At 72.3% G+C, this 17,201-nt stretch carries 16 protein-coding genes; 7 read left to right on the forward strand and 9 right to left on the reverse strand.

What is annotated here, in order from left to right; translation table 11 throughout:
* Position 1: 1 nt before the first annotated feature.
* From SCAB_RS17780 to SCAB_RS17815, 8 genes are read right to left on the reverse strand one after another with little or no spacing between them, the layout of a single operon-like run.
* On the reverse strand, positions 2–1,996 hold the full coding sequence (locus tag SCAB_RS17780; protein ID WP_013001459.1) for an NADH-quinone oxidoreductase subunit 5 family protein: 1,995 nt from the start codon (positions 1,994–1,996) through the stop codon (positions 2–4).
* Complete coding sequence (nuoK, locus tag SCAB_RS17785; protein WP_013001460.1) at positions 1,993–2,406, reverse strand: NADH-quinone oxidoreductase subunit NuoK; 414 nt, start codon at positions 2,404–2,406, stop codon at positions 1,993–1,995. The genes SCAB_RS17780 and nuoK overlap by 4 nt, the downstream gene beginning before the upstream one ends.
* Positions 2,406–3,059, reverse strand: a complete 654-nt coding sequence (locus tag SCAB_RS17790) for an NADH-quinone oxidoreductase subunit J family protein (protein ID WP_013001461.1) — start codon at positions 3,057–3,059, stop codon at positions 2,406–2,408. Before SCAB_RS17790 ends, nuoK begins: the two co-directional genes overlap by 1 nt.
* Complete coding sequence (locus SCAB_RS17795) at positions 3,056–3,634, reverse strand: NuoI/complex I 23 kDa subunit family protein (RefSeq protein ID WP_013001462.1); 579 nt, start codon at positions 3,632–3,634, stop codon at positions 3,056–3,058. The genes SCAB_RS17790 and SCAB_RS17795 overlap by 4 nt, the downstream gene beginning before the upstream one ends.
* A gap of 2 nt (positions 3,635–3,636) precedes the next feature.
* Complete coding sequence (locus tag SCAB_RS17800) at positions 3,637–4,605, reverse strand: complex I subunit 1/NuoH family protein (RefSeq protein ID WP_013001463.1); 969 nt, start codon at positions 4,603–4,605, stop codon at positions 3,637–3,639.
* Positions 4,602–6,149, reverse strand: coding sequence for an NADH-quinone oxidoreductase subunit C (locus tag SCAB_RS17805; RefSeq protein WP_013001464.1), 1,548 nt, complete (start codon positions 6,147–6,149; stop codon positions 4,602–4,604). Before SCAB_RS17805 ends, SCAB_RS17800 begins: the two co-directional genes overlap by 4 nt.
* Complete coding sequence (locus tag SCAB_RS17810) at positions 6,146–6,826, reverse strand: NADH-quinone oxidoreductase subunit B (RefSeq protein WP_013001465.1); 681 nt, start codon at positions 6,824–6,826, stop codon at positions 6,146–6,148. Before SCAB_RS17810 ends, SCAB_RS17805 begins: the two co-directional genes overlap by 4 nt.
* Positions 6,817–7,236 carry an NADH-quinone oxidoreductase subunit A gene (locus tag SCAB_RS17815; protein ID WP_013001466.1) on the reverse strand — a complete coding sequence of 140 codons (420 nt, stop codon included), beginning with the start codon at positions 7,234–7,236 and terminating at the stop codon, positions 6,817–6,819. The genes SCAB_RS17810 and SCAB_RS17815 overlap by 10 nt, the downstream gene beginning before the upstream one ends.
* 289 nt (positions 7,237–7,525) lie before the next feature.
* Between SCAB_RS17815 and SCAB_RS17820 the strand changes: the two genes are divergently transcribed.
* The 5 genes from SCAB_RS17820 to SCAB_RS17840 all read left to right on the forward strand — a co-directional run bounded on the left by SCAB_RS17820 (position 7,526) and on the right by SCAB_RS17840 (position 14,599).
* Positions 7,526–8,746 (forward strand): sensor histidine kinase, encoded by a 1,221-nt coding sequence (locus SCAB_RS17820; RefSeq protein WP_041669331.1) that lies wholly within the window; start codon positions 7,526–7,528, stop codon positions 8,744–8,746.
* A gap of 201 nt (positions 8,747–8,947) precedes the next feature.
* Entirely contained in the window at positions 8,948–10,279 is a 1,332-nt protein-coding gene (locus SCAB_RS17825) for a sensor histidine kinase (protein WP_037726490.1), read from the forward strand.
* A gap of 352 nt (positions 10,280–10,631) precedes the next feature.
* On the forward strand, positions 10,632–11,291 hold the full coding sequence (locus SCAB_RS17830; RefSeq protein WP_037726489.1) for a response regulator transcription factor: 660 nt from the start codon (positions 10,632–10,634) through the stop codon (positions 11,289–11,291).
* A gap of 316 nt (positions 11,292–11,607) precedes the next feature.
* A complete protein-coding gene (locus SCAB_RS17835; protein ID WP_013001470.1) occupies positions 11,608–13,545 on the forward strand; it encodes a 2-oxoacid:acceptor oxidoreductase subunit alpha in 1,938 nt (645 codons plus the stop codon).
* Positions 13,538–14,599: a 2-oxoacid:ferredoxin oxidoreductase subunit beta gene (locus tag SCAB_RS17840; RefSeq protein ID WP_013001471.1), complete on the forward strand. Its 1,062-nt coding sequence runs from the start codon at positions 13,538–13,540 to the stop codon at positions 14,597–14,599. Before SCAB_RS17835 ends, SCAB_RS17840 begins: the two co-directional genes overlap by 8 nt.
* A gap of 49 nt (positions 14,600–14,648) precedes the next feature.
* Here the strand turns inward: SCAB_RS17840 and SCAB_RS17845 are convergent, their stop codons facing one another.
* Positions 14,649–15,053: a winged helix-turn-helix transcriptional regulator gene (locus SCAB_RS17845; RefSeq protein ID WP_037723909.1), complete on the reverse strand. Its 405-nt coding sequence runs from the start codon at positions 15,051–15,053 to the stop codon at positions 14,649–14,651.
* A 115-nt stretch (positions 15,054–15,168) separates the two neighbouring features.
* Between SCAB_RS17845 and SCAB_RS17850 the strand changes: the two genes are divergently transcribed.
* Both SCAB_RS17850 and rarD read left to right on the forward strand, forming a co-directional pair.
* Positions 15,169–16,023, forward strand: a complete 855-nt coding sequence (locus SCAB_RS17850; protein ID WP_013001473.1) for an SDR family oxidoreductase — start codon at positions 15,169–15,171, stop codon at positions 16,021–16,023.
* A 143-nt stretch (positions 16,024–16,166) separates the two neighbouring features.
* Positions 16,167–17,126, forward strand: coding sequence for an EamA family transporter RarD (gene rarD, locus SCAB_RS17855; protein ID WP_013001474.1), 960 nt, complete (start codon positions 16,167–16,169; stop codon positions 17,124–17,126).
* The last annotated feature ends 75 nt before the right edge of the window (positions 17,127–17,201 follow it).

A 17,201-nucleotide genomic window follows, 5' to 3' on the forward strand; every position in this document is an offset into this window, starting at 1 on the left:
CTCACGCTCCCGTGGCGACGACGAGGGCGGCGACCACCAGGACGACGGTGCCGGCGAGCAGCGCGCTCACATAGGTCTGGACGTTGCCGGTCTGGGCCCGGCGGACGGCCGCGCCCAGCAGGCGGGACAGGCTGCCCGCGCCGTTCACATAGGTGTCGACGACCTCGCGGTCGAGGAACCGGACGAGACGCGCGCCGGCCTCGACCGGGCGGACGAAGAGGGCCGCGTAGACGGCGTCGAGGTGGAAGCCGGCGGCGGCGTGGCGGTGCAGCGGGCCGAGCAGCCGGCGGCCCGGGTCCGCCGGGTCGGGTGCCGAGGCCACGTCCCCGTAGGCCGGGGTGTGGCCGGCGATGGCCTCCGCCTCGACCGTTCCGGCGTCCGCCTCCGGGTGGGCGGCGACGGCTCCCAGGGGGACGCGGGCGGCCTCGGCCCGGGTGGACCGCCAGGCCGCGTAGGTCAGCAGGGCGCCGATCAGGGCGGCGCCCGTGCCGAGGACGGACGTGGTCAGGGTGGGGGCCAGGCCGTCGCCGTCGAACCAGTCGGGGAGCCTGCCGTAGGCGAGCGCGCCGAAGGCGAGGGAGGGGACGGCGAGCACCCAGAGCACGGCGGTCATCGTGAGGGGCTGGCGGCCGTGGTCCGGGGCCTCGGTGCCCTTGCCGTGGAACGTGAGCAGCCACAGCCGGGTGGCGTAGGCGGCGGTGAGCAGGGCCGTGAGGACGCCGGCGACGAGGACGGTCCAGCCGGCGGCGCCGGGGACGGGCTGGGCGTGGCCGCCGGCGGCGTGCTCGGCGGCTCCGAGGACGGACTCCTTGGAGAAGAAGCCGCTGAAGGGCGGGATCGCGGCGAGCGCGAGCAGCGCCACGGTCATCGTCCAGTAGGCGTCGGGAACGCGGGCGCGCAGGTGGCCCATGCGGGACATGGCGGCCAGCGAGTTGGTGCCGGCGGCGTGGATGATCACGCCGGCCGCGAGGAACAGCAGCGCCTTGAAGGCGCCGTGGGAGATGAGGTGGAAAACGGCGGCACCGCGGTCGCCGACGGCGAGGGCGCCGGTCATGTAGCCGAGCTGACCGATCGTCGAGTAGGCGAGGACGCGCTTGATGTCGTCCTGGGCGAGCGCGGCGAGGGCCGAGCCGGTCATGGTCACCGCGGCCATGACGGCGAGGACGACCAGGGCCGCCGAGGAGGCGGCGAACACCGGGAGGAGGCGGGCGACGAAGTAGACACCGGCGGCGACCATCGTCGCGGCGTGGATCAGCGCGGAGACGGGGGTCGGGCCCGCCATCGCGTCGGGCAGCCAGGTGTGGAGCGGGAACTGCGCCGACTTGCCCGCGACGCCGGCCAGGAGCAGCAGGGCGATCGGCGTCGGGTGGTCGAGGCCGCCTTCGGCGACGGTCGCCAGGATCCGGGTGATGCGGAACGACCCGGCGTCGGTGGCGAGGGCGAACAGACCGATCAGGAAGGGGACGTCGCCGAGCTTGGTGACCAGGAAGGCCTTGAGGGACGCGGCGCGGGCCTCCGGGGTCTCCCAGTAGTGGCCGACCAGGAAGTAGGAGCAGATGCCCATGATCTCCCAGCCGACCAGGAGCACCATCAGGTCGCCCGAGTAGACGACGAGGAGCATCGCGGAGGTGAAGAGGGAGACGAGGGCGGCGTAGGAGGGGTAGCGCGGGTCGTCGCGGAGGTAGCCCGTGGAGTAGATCTGCACACAGGTGGCGACGAGGCCGACCAGGACGGCGACGAGCGCGGCGAAGCCGTCGATGTGCAGGGCGAGGTCGATGGGGACCGAGCCGGTCGGGGTGAGCCGGGTGGCCGCGTCGACCGCGGCGTCACCGCCCTGGCGTACGGCGACCAGCGCGGCCAGGGCGAAGGCCGTGAGGGTGGGGAGTACGGCGAGGGGGCGGACGAAGCCGGGGGCGGTGCGGCCGAGGAGCAGGCCGGCGGCGGCGCCGAGGAACGGGAGGAGGGGGACGAGGACGGCGAGGGTGGTCGTGCTCACGTGGTGGCCTCAGCCTTCTCGCTCCGCTCGGGGCGGCCGGGTTCCTCGTCCTCGGCCGGGCCGGCGGGGTCTTCGGGGCCGACGGGCTCGTGGCCCTCGGCGGTGTCGCGGAGCTTGTCGATGTCGGCGGTGCCGCGGTTGCGGTGGACGGCGAGCACGATCGCCAGGCCGATGCCGATCTCGGCGGCGGCGATGGTGATCGTGAACAGGGTCAGGGCCTGGCCGGAGTGGAGGGTCTCCTCGGCGGCCTTGCTCAGCCAGACGTCGAAGGCGACGAGGTTGAGGTTGACGGCGTTGAGCATCAGCTCGACCGACATCAGGACGAGGATCGCGTTGCGGCGGGCGAGGACGCCGTAGAGACCGGTGCAGAAGAGGAGGGCGGAGAGGACGGCCGGGTAGGCGAGGTGCATCAGCGGGCACCTCCGTCGGCGGATCCGGGGACCTCGGCGGTCGCCGGGGTCGTGGGAGGCGTGCCGGCCTTCGCCTTGCGGGAGAGGACGATCGCGCCGACCAGGGCGGCCAGCAGAAGGACGGAGAGGGCCTCGAAGGGGAGGACCCAGTTCTGGAAGAGGCTCTCGCCGGTGGCCTCGGTGGAGCCGGCGGCCGGGCCGTCGAGGTCGATCCAGGTGGTGCGGAAGGCGTCGACGACGACCCAGACGAGGGCGGCGGCCGCGGCGACGGCCACGGTGAGGGCGGCCCAGCGGTTGCCGGAGTCGGCGTCCGGGGAGCGGCCGATGGGGGCCTTGGTGAGCATCAGTCCGAAGAGGAGGAGGACGACGACGGAACCGACGTAGATGAGGACCTGCACCCAGGCGATGAACTCGGCGGTGAGCAGGAGGTACTCGACGGCGAGCCCGCCGAGCGCCACCACCAGCCACAGGGCGGCGTGCACGAGCTGCCGGGTGGTGACGGTGACGAGCGCGGCGCCGAAGGTGACCAGGCCCACGAGGAGGAAGGCGATCTCGACGCCGGTCGGGGAGAGGAAACCGCGGGTCTCCACGGCGGCCAGGGCGGAGGCGGCCAGGGCGGGGTCCGTCGTGGTGACGGCGGCGGCGAGGCTCACGCGTCTCCCTCCGGTGGCTCGGTCGGGGCGGCTTGTTCCGTCTCGGCGGCCTGGGTGGCCGCCAGTTTCTCGGCGGTCTTGCGTGCGGCGGCCAGTTCCTTGGGTTCCTCGGCCGAGGGGTCCAGGGGCGGTGGGGAGGGGACGGTCCACATCCACTCGCGGAGCTTGTCGCGCTCGTGGGTCAGCTCGTGGATGTCGGTCTCGGCGTACTCGAACTCCGGGGACCAGAAGAGGGCGTCGAAGGGGCAGACCTCGATGCAGATACCGCAGTACATGCAGAGGGAGAAGTCGATGGCGAAGCGGTCGAGGACGTTGCGGCTGCGTTCACGGCCGCCGGGGGCCGAGGGCGGGACCGTCTCCTTGTGGGAGTCGATGTAGATGCACCAGTCCGGGCACTCGCGGGCGCACAGCATGCAGACCGTGCAGTTCTCCTCGAAGAGCCCGATGACGCCGCGGGTGCGGGGCGGGAGTTCGGGCTGGACGTCCGGGTACTGCGCGGTGACGGTCTTCCTCGTCATCGTGCGGAGGGTGACGGCCAGGCCCTTGGCCAGACCACTGCCGGGAAGGGGGGCCATGGTTACCGGATCACCACCTTGACGACGCCGGTGAGGGCGATCTGGGCCAGGGAGAGGGGGACGAGCAGGGTCCAGGAGAGCTTCTGGAGCTGGTCCTCGCGCAGCCGGGGGTAGGTCACGCGGAGCCAGATGACCACGAAGGCGAGGACGGCGGTCTTCAGGAGGGTCCACACCCAGCCGAGCCCGTCGGCGCCCCAGGGACCGTGCCAGCCGCCGAGGAAGAGGACGGTGGTCAGGCCGCACAGGACGACGATGCCGGCGTACTCGGCGAGGAGGAACAGGGCGAAACGGAGGCCGGTGTACTCGGTGTAGGCGCCGAAGATGATCTCCGAGTCGGCGACGGGCATGTCGAAGGGCGGGCGCTGGAGTTCGGCGAGGCCGGCGACGAAGAAGACGATCGCGCCGACGATCTGCCAGGGGAGCCACCACCACTCGAAGGCGTCCACGATGCCGACGAGGGAGACCGTGCCGGCCGCCATCGCCACCGAGGCGGCGGTGAGCAGCATCGGGAGTTCGTACGCGAGGAGCTGTGCGGCGGTGCGCAGGCCGCCGAGGAGGGAGAACTTGTTGGCGGAGGCCCACCCGGCCATGAGCGAACCGAGGACGCCGACGCCCATCACCGCGAGGACGAAGAAGACGCCGGCGTCGATGACCTCGCCGACGGCGCCCTCGCCGGGGCCGACCGGGATGGCGAGGAGGACGAGCAGGTACGGCAGGAGGGCCACGGCCGGGGCGAGCTGGAAGACACGGCGGTCGGCTCCGGCCGGGACGATGTCTTCCTTCTGGGCGAACTTCACGCCGTCCGCGACGAGCTGGGCCCAACCGTGGAAGCCGCCGGCGTACATGGGGCCGAGGCGGCCCTGCATGTGGGCCATCACCTTGTGCTCGGTCTGGCCGATGATCAGCGGGAAGGTGAGGAAGACGACGAAGACGACGAGGAGTCGCAGGGCGACGTCCGATGCGTCGTTCACTGCGAGCCTCCCGTGGGGGGTTCGGGGTCAGGGGTGTCGCGGGGGGTGACGTCGGCGGGGGTGCCTTTGTCCCCGTGGTCCGCGCTGTCGTGGGGCGCGTCGTCGGTGGCGGGGCCGGGCGGCTCGGGCCGGGCCTTGGGCTCGGGCCGGGCCTCGGGCTCGGGCTCGGGCCGGGCCTCGGGCTCGGGCCGGGCCTCGGGCTCGGGGTTGCGCTCGGGGTCCGACTGTCCCGCGAGCTCGGGCTGCGGCTCGGGGTCGGGCTGCGCTGCGGGCTCGGGCTGCGCCTCGGGCTGCGGCTCGGAGTCGGGCTGCCTGGTGGGCTGGGGGTCGTCGAAGGCCGGGCGGGCGTGGTGCCAGGGGGCGTCCGCGCTGCGCGGGGCGGGCCGGGAGGAGCGGGGCTGCGGCGCGGGCCCGGTGGGAGACGTCCGCTCGACGGGAGACGTCCGCTCGGCGGGGGCAGCCTCGGCGCCGGGGGCGGCCTCGGCGCCGGAGGAGGGCTGAGGGTCGGAGGCGGGCTGAGGGTCGGAGGCGGGCCGGACCTCGGTCGCGTCGGGCCCGGTCGGGTCGGGCTCGGTCGCGTCGGGCCCGGTCCCAGGAGACTCGGCGCGCTGTGTGGCGGACCCCTCGCTCGCGCCGCGCGTACGGCGCGGGGGCGTGGGGCTGTCGCTCGCGTCCGGGGCCGGGCCGGCAGCCCTCTGGCCGACCGAACCCTCGGCCGCCGAGCGGGCGCGACGCGGGGCGGCCGGCGTACTCGGAGCGTCCGGAGCCGGAGCGGCAGCCCTCTGGCCGGCCGAACCCTCGGCCGCCGAGCGGGCGCGACGCGGGGCGGTCGGCGTACCCGGAGCGTCCGGAGCCGGAGCGGCGGCCGTCTGGCCGGCCGAGCCCTCGGCCGCGGTGCGGGTGCGCCGGGGCGGGCGGTCGGCGGCGGGGCGGGCGGTGCCCCGGGCGGGGCGGGCCGGGGCCGGGGGGAGCTGGCCCTTGAGGGGGCCCCATTCGTTGGGGTCGGGCACACCGGGGGGAAGCATCTGGCGGCGTTTCGGCCCACCGTGCGCCGCGCCCGCCGCAGGCTCCCCCGGCTCCTTCGCCCCGGGCCATGCCTTGGCCACGCGGGCGGCGAGGACGAAGTCCTTGCGCAGGGGGTGCCCCTCGAAGTTCTCGGGGAGGAGCAGGTGGTCCAGGGCGGGGTGGCCCTCGAAGCGGACGCCGAACATCTCGTGGGTCTCGCGTTCGTGCCAGGCCGCGCCGGCGTAGATGCCGACGGCGGTCGGCAGGACCGGGGACTCGTGGGGGACCGTGGTGCGCAGGAGCAGGCGGCGGACCGGGGCCAGCGCCACCACGTGCGCCGCCACCCGGAAGCCCGTGCCCGGTTCGTCGACCGCGCTCAGCCAGTCGAAGTAGGTGCAGCCCAGGGTGGAGCGGGCCGTGCGCAGCGCCTCGGTCCAGGAGGCGGACGGGACGTCCACGGTGAGGACGCCGTACGACTCCTCGGCGGTGGCCTCCGGGCCGAAGAGTTCCTCGGCGGGGGCGGGCAGCCAGCCGGTCACTTGTCCCCCACTTCGGTGGTGCCGCCGGTGGCCGTTTCGGTGCCGGCCGCGGGGGCGGGCGGCCGCACCAGGCCGCTCTGCAGGGCCGCCGTCGACGGGCCGGCCTCCGCGGCGGGGCCGCCACCGGTGCCGTACCGCTCCCTCAGGGACTCCCGGGCGATCTTCTCCTGGAGTTTCAGGATGCCCTGGAGCAGGGCCTCGGGGCGGGGCGGGCAGCCGGGGACGTAGACGTCGACGGGGATGATCTGGTCGACGCCCTTGGTGACGGAGTACGAGTCCCAGTAGGGGCCGCCGCAGTTGCTGCAGGCGCCGAAGGAGATGACGTACTTCGGTTCCGGCATCTGTTCGTACAGGCGCTTCACCGCCGGGGCCATCTTGTCCGTGACCGTGCCCGACACCACCATCAGGTCGGCCTGGCGCGGGCCCGGCGCGAACGGGATCACGCCGAGGCGGATGAAGTCGTGGCGGGCCATGGACGCGGCGATGAACTCGATCGCGCAGCAGGCGAGGCCGAAGTTGAAGACCCAGAGGGAGTAGCGGCGGCCCCAGTTGAGGATCACCTTCATCGGCTCCGGGGCGAGACGGGCGAGGGCGCCCAGCCGCTTCGGCTCCGGCAGAAGGACGGGTCCCGGGGCGTCCGCCGCCTGCGAGGGGTTCGTTTCTGGGGTCACGTCCACGTCAGGACGCCCTTCTTGTAGGCGTAGAGCAGGCCCACGGCGAGGAAACCGAGGAAGACGAACATCTCGACGAGGGTCGTCGCGCCGTAGCCGGGATCCGCGAAGACCGTCGCCCAGGGGAAGAGGAAGATCGAGTCGATGGCGAAGATGACGTAGAGGAAGGCGTAGACGTAGTAGCGGACCTGGGTGTGGGCCCAGCCCTCGCCCACGGGGTCGACGCCGCACTCGTACGTCAGGAGCTTCTCGCGGGTGGGGACCTCGGGGCGCAGCAGGCGTCCCGCGCCGAAGGCGACGGCGACGAAGAGCACGCCGACCGCGGCGAGCAGCCCGACCACCGAGTAGGACTGGAAGTAGTCCGCCGCGACGGCGACGGTCGGCTGCGCCGCTACGGCGGCGGTCGGTTCCGGCACGTCCGTCCCTCGCTCCCTGGCCAGGCGATTCGTACGGACGTGTTGCGGACGCCGTACGTGCTTCGCTGTTCGACGATCTGTACGCACGGGAGTCTAGGCCCTGCTAAAGAGACCGTAAGCAGCCCGTCACGGGTCGGTGCTCCCGGGTGCCGGGCCGGCCGGGCGGGACGACGCGTGGGGAGAGAGTGGCGGGATGGCACAGCACGGGGTGGGGTGGGGTTTTCCCCAGGGCGGCCGGGGCGGTCCGCCTCATGGCGCGGAGCCTGAGCGGGCGGGCAGGGTGGAGGGCATGACCGCATCCCCAACCTCCGGCTCCGGACGGCCGTCCGGTCGTCCGCTGCCCTCCCGTCAGACGCCGTCGGAGCCGTTGCCGCCGGCGCGGTTCGCCTTCGGGGGACAGACGTGGCGGGAGATCGCGCATCTGCTGGCGAACCTGCCCTGCGCGCTGCTCGGGTTCGTGTACGTGACGACGGTGCTGTTCACCAGTGCCTTCCTGACGTTGACGGTGATCGGTTTTCCGCTGCTCGCCGCCGCGCTGATGGGGGCCCGGCAGCTGGGACGGCTGGAGCGGATGCGGGCGCGGGGGCTGCTGAAGGTACGGGTGGACGAGCCGAGTCCGCTGCCGTTCCGGGGCAAGGGCCGGCGGGCGGACGAGGGGTTCGTCGCGCAGGTGTGGATGAGCGTGAAGGATCCCGTCGGCTGGCGTTCGATGCTGTACGAGCTGATCCGGATGCCGTGGGCCGTCGCAACGTTCGTCATCACCCTTACGGGGCTGTTCGTGGCGTGGCCGGTGCTGCCGTTCATCGTGCGGGGGCTGACGAACGTGGACCGGGCGATGGTGCGGTCGCTGCTGTCGCCGTCCGACGAGCTGGAGCGGCGGATCGCGGAGCTGGAGTCCGACCGGGGGGTGGTGGTCGACACGGCCGCGGCCGACATGCGGCGGATCGAACGCGATCTGCACGACGGGGCGCAGGCCCGGCTGGTGAACCTGGCGATGGGGCTCGGGCTGGCCAAGGAGAAGCTGCTGGAGGACCCCGACGCGGCCGCCACGATGGTGGAGGAGGCGCACGGGGAGGTGAAGCTGGCGCTGCAGGAGCTGCGGGACCTCGCGCGGGGCATCCATCCCGCCGTGCTGACGGACCGGGGGCTCGACGCGGCGCTCTCCTCGGTCGCCTCGCGCTGCGCCGCGCCGGTGAAGGTGAGCGTCGACCTGGCGGCACGGCCGGCCGCCGCGATCGAGGGCATCGCGTACTTCACGGTGTCCGAGCTGCTGCAGAACATCAGCAAGCACAGCGGGGCGAAGGCCGCCTCGGTGGATGTCTGGCGGTCCGACGACCGGCTGCTGATCCAGGTGTGGGACGACGGGCGCGGGGGCGCGCGGCTCGACGGGGGGAGCGGGATCGCGGGGCTGGCGGAGCGGCTCGACGCGGTCGACGGCGTGTTCGTGATCGAGTCGCCGGTGGGCGGGCCCACGACGGTGACCGCGGAACTGCCCTGGCGGGGGCGGTGACCCGGACCTGCTAGGACCCGCTCATGCCGAAGGGGCGCCCACGACCGGTCGTGGGCGCCCCTTCGGCATGAGCGGGTCCGGGAGGGTGGGGAAAACCCCCGCAACGAGAGGCCGACGCGCTCCATGGTTCCGGCGGGCGGGGGCGAGGAGGGTGGAGGTACGACATCGGGACTGCGGGACAAGCGAGGGCGGGCGACGGTGATGGCCATGGAGTACGGGGACGGGTACGGGAGTTGGGGCGAGGAGCGGCGGCACCGGCTGCCGGCCGGGTTGCGGGCGCCGGTCGAGGCGCGCAGCTGGCGGGAGTTCGGGTACGTGCTGCTCGGGCTGCCGGTCGGGATCCTGCTGTTCACGTACGCCGTGACGATGGTGTCGGTCGGCGCGGGGCTGCTCGTCACGTTCCTCGGGGTCCCGGTGCTGGCGGCGGGGCTGGCCGGGTGCCGGGGGTTCGGCGCGCTGGAGCGTGCGCGGGCGCGGGCCCTGCTCGGGGCGGAGGTGTCCGCGCCGGAGCCGCTGCGCCCGAAGGGGCGCGGGGCGATGGCGTGGATGGGCGCCGTGCTGCGCAGCGGGTCGTCGTGGCGGCAGCTGCTGTACGCGGTGATCCAGTTCCCGTGGTCGGTGTTCTCGTTCGTCGTGGCGGTGACCTTCTGGACGTACGGGTGGGCGATGCTGACGTATCCCCTGTGGTTCTGGGTGTTCCCCGTGTGGGCCGGGCAGGACGGGCTGCAGCTGTACGGGGACGAGACGCACTCCGTGTATCTCGACAACCCGTTCGAGGTGACCATGACCGCGCTGGTCGGGCTGCTCTTCACGATGGCCTCGCCGTGGATCGTGCGGGGGCTGACGACGGTCGACCGGGTGATGGTGGGTGCGCTGCTCGGCCCGTCGCGGCTGGGGGCGCGGGTCGTGGAGCTGGAGTCGGACCGGGGCGTCGTGGTCGACACGGCGGCCGCCGATCTGCGGCGGATCGAGCGCGATCTGCACGACGGGGCGCAGGCCCGGCTGGTGGCGCTGGCGATGGATCTGGGGCTGGCGAAGGAGAAGCTGGCGGAGGACCCGCGGGCGGCGGCGGTGATGGTGGACTCGGCGCACGGTGAGGTGAAGACGGCGCTCCAGGAACTGCGGGACCTCGCGCGGGGCATCCATCCCGCCGTGCTGACGGACCGGGGCCTCGACGCGGCGCTCTCGTCGGTGGCGTCGCGGTGCACGGTGCCGGTGGTGGTGGACGTGGACCTGCCGGCGCGGCCGGTGCCGGCGATCGAGGGCATCGCGTACTTCACCGTCTCCGAGCTGCTGCAGAACGTCAGCAAGCACGCGGGGGCCTCGCGGGCGACGGTGGACGTGTGGAAGGTCGAGAACCGGCTGATGCTCCAGGTCGCCGACGACGGCGTGGGCGGCGCCGACACCGGCAGCGGCTCCGGCCTCGCGGGCCTCGCCGAACGGATCGGTGCGGTCGACGGCATCCTGGTCGTCGACTCCCCGGCCGGCGGCCCGACCCGCGTGACGGCGGAGCTGCCGTGGCGGGCGGTCTGAAGGGGACGGGGGCCTGAATCTGAAGGGGACGGGGGCCTGAAGGGGACGGGGGCCTGAGGGAAGTGGGGGGCCTGAGGGAAGTGGGGGCGGCCTGACGGAGGCGAGGCGGGACGGCGGCGGGGAAAGCACGCAAGCGCGTCCAGGGGTGTCCGCCCCTGGGCGCGCTTGCGTGTCCTCCCCTCCGGGGCGGCGGCATTCGGCCAGTTGCCCGGTGTTCCTGACCTGAATCCCTGCTCTCGACGGAGCCCCGGCGTCCCGATGCTGAAATGCTGGGGGCTGTCGTACGGGGCGGGCCCGGAACACGGGTCGGCCGGCGGCGGGTGTCGTGGGGGGACGAGACGTGGAGGACAGGGTGCGGGTGGTCATCGCCGAGGATTCGGTGCTGTTGCGCGAAGGGCTGACGCGGCTGCTGACCGACCGTGGGCACGACGTCGTGGCGGGGGTCGGGGACGGGAACGCCCTGATCAAGACGATCACGGAGTTCGCGGCGCAGGGAGACCTGCCGGACGTGGTCGTGGCGGACGTACGGATGCCTCCGACGCACACCGACGAAGGCGTACGGGCCGCCGTGCAGCTGCGGAAGCAGCATCCGGAGCTGGGGGTGCTCGTCCTGTCCCAGTACGTGGAGGAGCGCTACGCCACCGAACTGCTCGCGGGGTCCAGTCGCGGCGTCGGCTATCTGCTGAAGGACCGGGTGGCCGAGGTCCGGGAGTTCGTGGACGCGGTGGTCCGGGTGGCGCGGGGCGGCACCGCGCTGGACCCGGAGGTGGTCGCGCAGCTGCTCGGGCGGAGCCGGAAGCAGCACGTGCTCGCGGGGCTCACCCCCAGGGAGCGTGAGGTGCTGGGGCTGATGGCGGAGGGGCGGACCAACTCGGCGGTCGCCCGGCAGCTGGTCGTGAGCGACGGAGCCGTCGAGAAGCACGTCAGCAACATCTTCCTGAAGCTGGGGCTGTCGCAGAGCGACGGGGACCACCGCCGGGTGCTGGCGGTGCTCACCTACCTCAACTCATGATCCTCTGACACCGTGTCAGACAGGAGGGGGCAGCCGGGGCGGCCACGCGGGACGCGACGCACGAGGCGGTGACGCGGGCCCGTGCCACTCGCCCGTCGCCGTCCGGACCGAGAACCGCCCGCCGGGCTGTGCGCGTCCTCGGAGGAAGTGACACGGACGGGTAAAACATGACAAGTCAGGGCGCCGGGCGACGGCGAAACAACGTCCATCGGGCGAAAGAGCCAGGGAAGGTCACCCTTGCCGACGTAATGTTGTTCTTGGGAGGGCCGGCGGGACGGCCGTTCCCGGACAGCCGCCCCGAGGGAGGTCCAGTTCAGTGACCAGCCAGGTCAGCAGCCCAGCGGAGCAGGCCGACGAGGCCGCTCTGGGAGAACTGAGAGAACAGCGCAAACCGGCCGGGACGAAGGACGTCCGCCGACTCGATCGGGTGATCATCCGGTTCGCCGGGGATTCCGGTGACGGGATGCAGCTCACGGGTGACCGTTTCACCTCCGAGACGGCGTCGTTCGGGAACGATCTCTCCACCCTGCCGAACTTCCCCGCCGAGATCCGCGCCCCCGCCGGCACCCTGCCCGGCGTCTCCAGCTTCCAGCTGCACTTCGCCGACCACGACATCCTCACCCCCGGCGACGCGCCCAACGTGCTCGTCGCCATGAATCCGGCCGCCCTGAAGGCGAATCTCGGTGACGTGCCGCGCGGCGCGGAGATCATCGTCAACACGGACGAGTTCACCAAGCGGGCGATGCAGAAGGTCGGTTACGCGACCAGCCCGCTGGAGGACGGGTCGATGGACGGCTACAGCGTCCATCCGGTGCCGCTGACCGCCCTGACCGTCGAGGCGCTCAAGTCCTTCGACCTCAGCCGCAAGGAGGCCGAGCGCAGCAAGAACATGTTCGCGCTCGGCCTGCTGTCCTGGATGTACCACCGGCCGACCGAGGGCACCGAGAAGTTCCTGGCCGCCAAGTTCGCCAAGAAGCCCGAGATCGCGGCCGCCAACCTCGCCGCCTTCCGCGCCGGCTGGAACTTCGGCGAGACCACCGAGGACTTCGCGGTCAGCTACGAGGTCGCGCCGGCCGCCGCCGCCTTCCCCGTCGGCACCTACCGGAACATCTCCGGGAACCTGGCACTGTCGTACGGGCTGATCGCGGCCTCCCGGCAGGCTGATCTGCCGCTCTACCTGGGCTCGTACCCGATCACGCCGGCCTCGGACATCCTGCACGAGTTGAGCAGGCACAAGAACTTCGGCGTGCGGACCTTCCAGGCCGAGGACGAGATCGCGGGCATCGGGGCCGCGCTGGGGGCCGCGTTCGGGGGTTCCCTCGCCGTCACCACCACCTCCGGTCCGGGCGTGGCACTGAAGTCGGAGACCATCGGGCTCGCGGTCTCGCTCGAACTGCCGCTGCTCGTCATCGACATCCAGCGCGGCGGGCCCTCCACCGGCCTGCCGACCAAGACCGAGCAGGCGGATCTGCTGCAGGCGATGTACGGCAGGAACGGCGAGGCGCCGGTGCCGGTCGTCGCGCCCCGCACCCCGGCCGACTGTTTCGACGCGGCCATCGAGGCGGCACGGATCGCGCTGACGTACCGCACGCCCGTCTTCCTGCTGTCGGACGGTTACCTGGCCAACGGCAGCGAACCCTGGCGCATCCCGGAGACGGACGAACTGCCGGACCTGACCGTGCAGTTCACCCAGGGCCCCAATCACACCCTCGACGACGGCACCGAGGTCTTCTGGCCCTACAAGCGCGACCCGGAGACCCTCGCCCGTCCCTGGGCGATCCCGGGCACGCCGGGGCTCGAACACCGGATCGGCGGCATCGAGAAGCAGGACGGCACGGGCAACATCTCGTACGACCCGGCCAACCACGACTTCATGGTGCGGACCCGGCAGGCGAAGATCGACGGCATCGACGTCCCCGACGTCGAGGTCGACGACCCGCACGAGGCCCGGACCCTGGTGCTGGGCTGGGGCTCGACGTACGGGCCGATCACGGCGGCGGTACGGCGGCTGCGCACGGCCGGGGAGTCCATCGCCCAGGCCCATCTGCGGCATCTCAACCCCTTCCCGCGGAATCTGGGTGCGGTGCTGAGGCGTTACGACAAGGTGGTGATCCCCGAGATGAACCTCGGCCAGCTCGCCACGCTGATCCGGGCGAAGTACCTGGTCGACGCCCACTCGTACAACCAGGTGAACGGTATGCCGTTCAAGGCGGAGCAGCTCGCCACGGCTCTCAAGGAGGCCATCGATGGCTGACATCGGCAACGAGCTGCTGCAGCTGGTCCCCAAGGCCACGGCGCGGCAGTCCATGAAGGACTTCAAGTCCGACCAGGAGGTGCGCTGGTGCCCCGGCTGCGGTGACTACGCGATCCTCGCCGCCGTGCAGGGCTTCATGCCCGAACTGGGCCTGGCGAAGGAGAACATCGTCTTCGTCTCGGGCATCGGCTGCTCGTCCCGTTTCCCGTACTACATGGACACGTACGGGATGCACTCGATCCACGGGCGGGCACCGGCCATCGCGACCGGGCTCGCCACCTCGCGGCGCGACCTGTCGGTCTGGGTGGTGACCGGTGACGGCGACGCCCTCTCCATCGGCGGCAACCACCTCATCCACGCCCTGCGGCGCAACGTGAACCTGAAGATCCTGCTCTTCAACAACCGCATCTACGGCCTGACCAAGGGGCAGTACTCCCCCACCTCCGAGGTCGGGAAGATCACCAAGTCGACGCCGATGGGGTCGCTGGACGCGCCCTTCAACCCGGTGTCGCTCGCGCTCGGCGCGGAGGCGTCGTTCGTGGCGCGGACGGTCGACTCCGACCGCAAGCACCTGACGGAGGTGCTGCGTCAGGCCGCGGAGCACCCCGGTACGGCCCTGGTGGAGATCTACCAGAACTGCAACATCTTCAACGACAACGCCTTCGAGGTCCTCAAGGACCGGCAGCAGGCGGAGGAGGCCGTGATCCGGCTGGAGCACGGCGAGCAGATCCGGTTCGGGGCGGACCGGTCTCGAGGGGTCGTCCGGGACGAGGCGACCGGTGACCTGCGGATCGTCACCGTCACACCGGAGAACGAGTCGCGGGTCCTGGTCCACGACGCGCACGCGGCGTCCCCGACGACCGCGTTCGCGCTGTCGCGGCTCGCCGACCCGGACACCCTCCACCACACCCCGATCGGGGTCCTGCGGTCCGTCCGGCGGCCCGTCTACGACACCCAGATGGCCGACCAACTCGACTCCGCCATCGAGCAGTTCGGCAAGGGCGACCTGTCGGCACTGCTGGCGGGCGGGGACACCTGGACGGTCGTGGGCTGAGCATGAACGGCTGACGGCCGACCTCGCGAGCGTGGGGCCCGGGTCTGGTTCAGGCCCGGGCCCTGTCGTACGCCCGGCGCGCCTCGTCGTACGTCCGGCGGGCCGCCTGCACCTGGTCCATGCGCTCCTGCGTCCAGCTCGCGAGGGCGCGGACCTGTTCGGCCGCCTCGCGGCCGAGGTCGGTGAGGGAGTAGTCGACACGGGGCGGGATGACGGGCTTGGCGTCGCGATGGACGAGGCCGTCGCGCTCCAGGGTCTGGAGGGTCTGGGTCAGCATCTTCTCGCTGACCCGGCCGATGGCCCGGCGCAGCTCGCCGAAGCGGTAGGGCCGCTCCAGGAGCGAGATCAGGACGAGGACACCCCAGCGGCTCGTGACGTGCTCCAGGACGAGGCGGTGGGGGCACATCCCCTCGCCGCCGTTCGGCCCGTCCGTGATCGCGGGCTGCGTCGACATCACACGTACATTACTTACGGCCATGCCAGTACCTTACTTCAAAGTGGGTACTTTCGCAGAGTTAGCGCACTCCCTAGGGTTAGTGGCGTACCCGCCCCCCTGGAGGAGTTTCACCATGAGCATCGTCGTCACCGGAGCGACCGGACACCTCGGCAAGTTCGTCGTCGAGGGGCTGCTGGAGAAGGTTCCGGCCGAGCAGATCACGGCCGTCGTCCGCAGCGAGGAGAAGGCCGCCGGGTTCGCGGCGCGCGGCGTGAAGATCGCCGTCGCCGACTACAGCGCCCCCGAGACCTTCGACGGCGTCTTCGCCGCCGGTGACAAGGTGCTGCTGATCTCCAGCAGCGAGGTCGACAAGGACCGCACCGCCCAGCACCGGGTCGTGATCGACGCCGCCAAGGCGGCCGGGGTCGCGCTCCTCGCCTACACCAGCGCGCCCGGCAGCCTGACGGCCGCCCTCGCGGACGACCACCGGGCCACCGAGGAGGCGCTGCTCGCCTCCGGTCTGCCGTACGCCCTGCTGCGCAACGGCTGGTACCACGAGAACTACACCGAGCAGCTCGCGCCGGTGCTGCAGTACAACGCCGTCACGCACGCCGCCGGCGAGGGCCGGGTCTCCTCCGCGCCCCGCGCGGACTACGCCGCCGCCGCGGTCACCGTACTCACCGGTGAGGGCCACGAGAACCAGACGTACGAGCTGGGCGGCGACATCGCCTGGAGCTTCGCCGAGTACGCGGCCGAGCTGAGCGCGCAGACGGGCAAGGAGATAGCGAACAACCCCGTGCCCGCCGACGCGCTGGTCGGCATCCTCACCGGCGCCGGCCTCCCCGAGGGCTTCGCCGCCGTTCTCGCGGGCGTGGACGCGTCCATCGAGAAGGGCGAGCTGGCCATCTCCTCCGGCGACCTCTCCCGCCTCATCGGCCGCCCCACCACCCCGCTCGCGGACTCGATCGCGACGGCCCTGAAGGGCTGACCGCCGGGGCGGCCACCGCCCGCCTCGGGGCCACCCCCGACTGTCATGACCGTATGCCGATACGGGCATGACAGTCGGGGGTGCTCGGCGTTACCTTCGTGAGGGCTGGGTCGCGGTGGTGCGGCCGGTGAGAAGGAGGGGCCGTGGCGGCGCAGTCGAGGGGCGAACACCGGACAGGGCTGCTGAACGGCTTCGCCGCGTACGGAATGTGGGGGATCGTCCCGCTGTTCTGGCCGCTGCTGAAGCCCTCCGGGGCGGTGGAGATACTCGCCCACCGCATGGTCTGGTCCCTCGCGGTCGTCGGCGTCGCCCTGCTGGTGCTGCGGCGCTGGTCCTGGGCCGGTGAGCTGCTGCGGCAGCCGCGCAAGCTGGCCCTGGTCGCGGTCGCGGCGGCGGTGATCACCGTCAACTGGGGCGTGTACATCTGGGCGGTCAACGCCCACCAGGTGGTCGAGGCCTCCCTCGGGTACTTCATCAACCCGCTCGTCACCATCGCCATCGGCGTCCTGCTGCTGAAGGAACGGCTGCGGCCCGTGCAGTGGACGGCGGTCGGCGTGGGCTTCGCGGCCGTCCTCGTGCTCACCGTCGGGTACGGACGGCCTCCGTGGATCTCCCTCTGCCTCGCCTTCTCCTTCGCCACGTACGGGCTGGTGAAGAAGAAGGTCAACCTGGGCGGCGTCGAGTCGCTCGCCGCGGAGACCGCGATCCAGTTCCTGCCCGCGCTGGCCTATCTGCTGTGGCTGGGCTCCCGCCAGGACGCCACCTTCGGCGCGCACGGGACGGGGCACGCCCTGCTCCTGGCCGCGACCGGACTGGTGACCGCGCTGCCGCTCGTCTGCTTCGGGGCGGCCGCGATCCGGGTGCCGCTGTCCACGCTGGGACTGCTGCAGTACCTGGCGCCGGTGTTCCAGTTCCTGCTGGGCGTTGTCTACTTCCGCGAGGCGATGCCGCCCGAGCGGTGGGCCGGTTTCGCGCTGGTGTGGCTGGCGCTGTCGCTGCTGACCTGGGACGCACTGCGGACGGCCCGGGCGGCGCGGCGGCGGCTGGAGGAGCTGACCGCCGTCGCCGAGGTGGCCGAGGCGCGAACCCCGCTGGCCAAATAGCACCCTTGACGGAGAGTCAGTCCCGCCCGCACCATCCAGGCACCTCATTCACCGGTTTCGCCATGGACACATCAA

It is taken from the genome of Streptomyces scabiei 87.22, from assembly GCF_000091305.1.
GTDB classification, from domain to species: Bacteria; Actinomycetota; Actinomycetes; order Streptomycetales; family Streptomycetaceae; genus Streptomyces; species Streptomyces scabiei.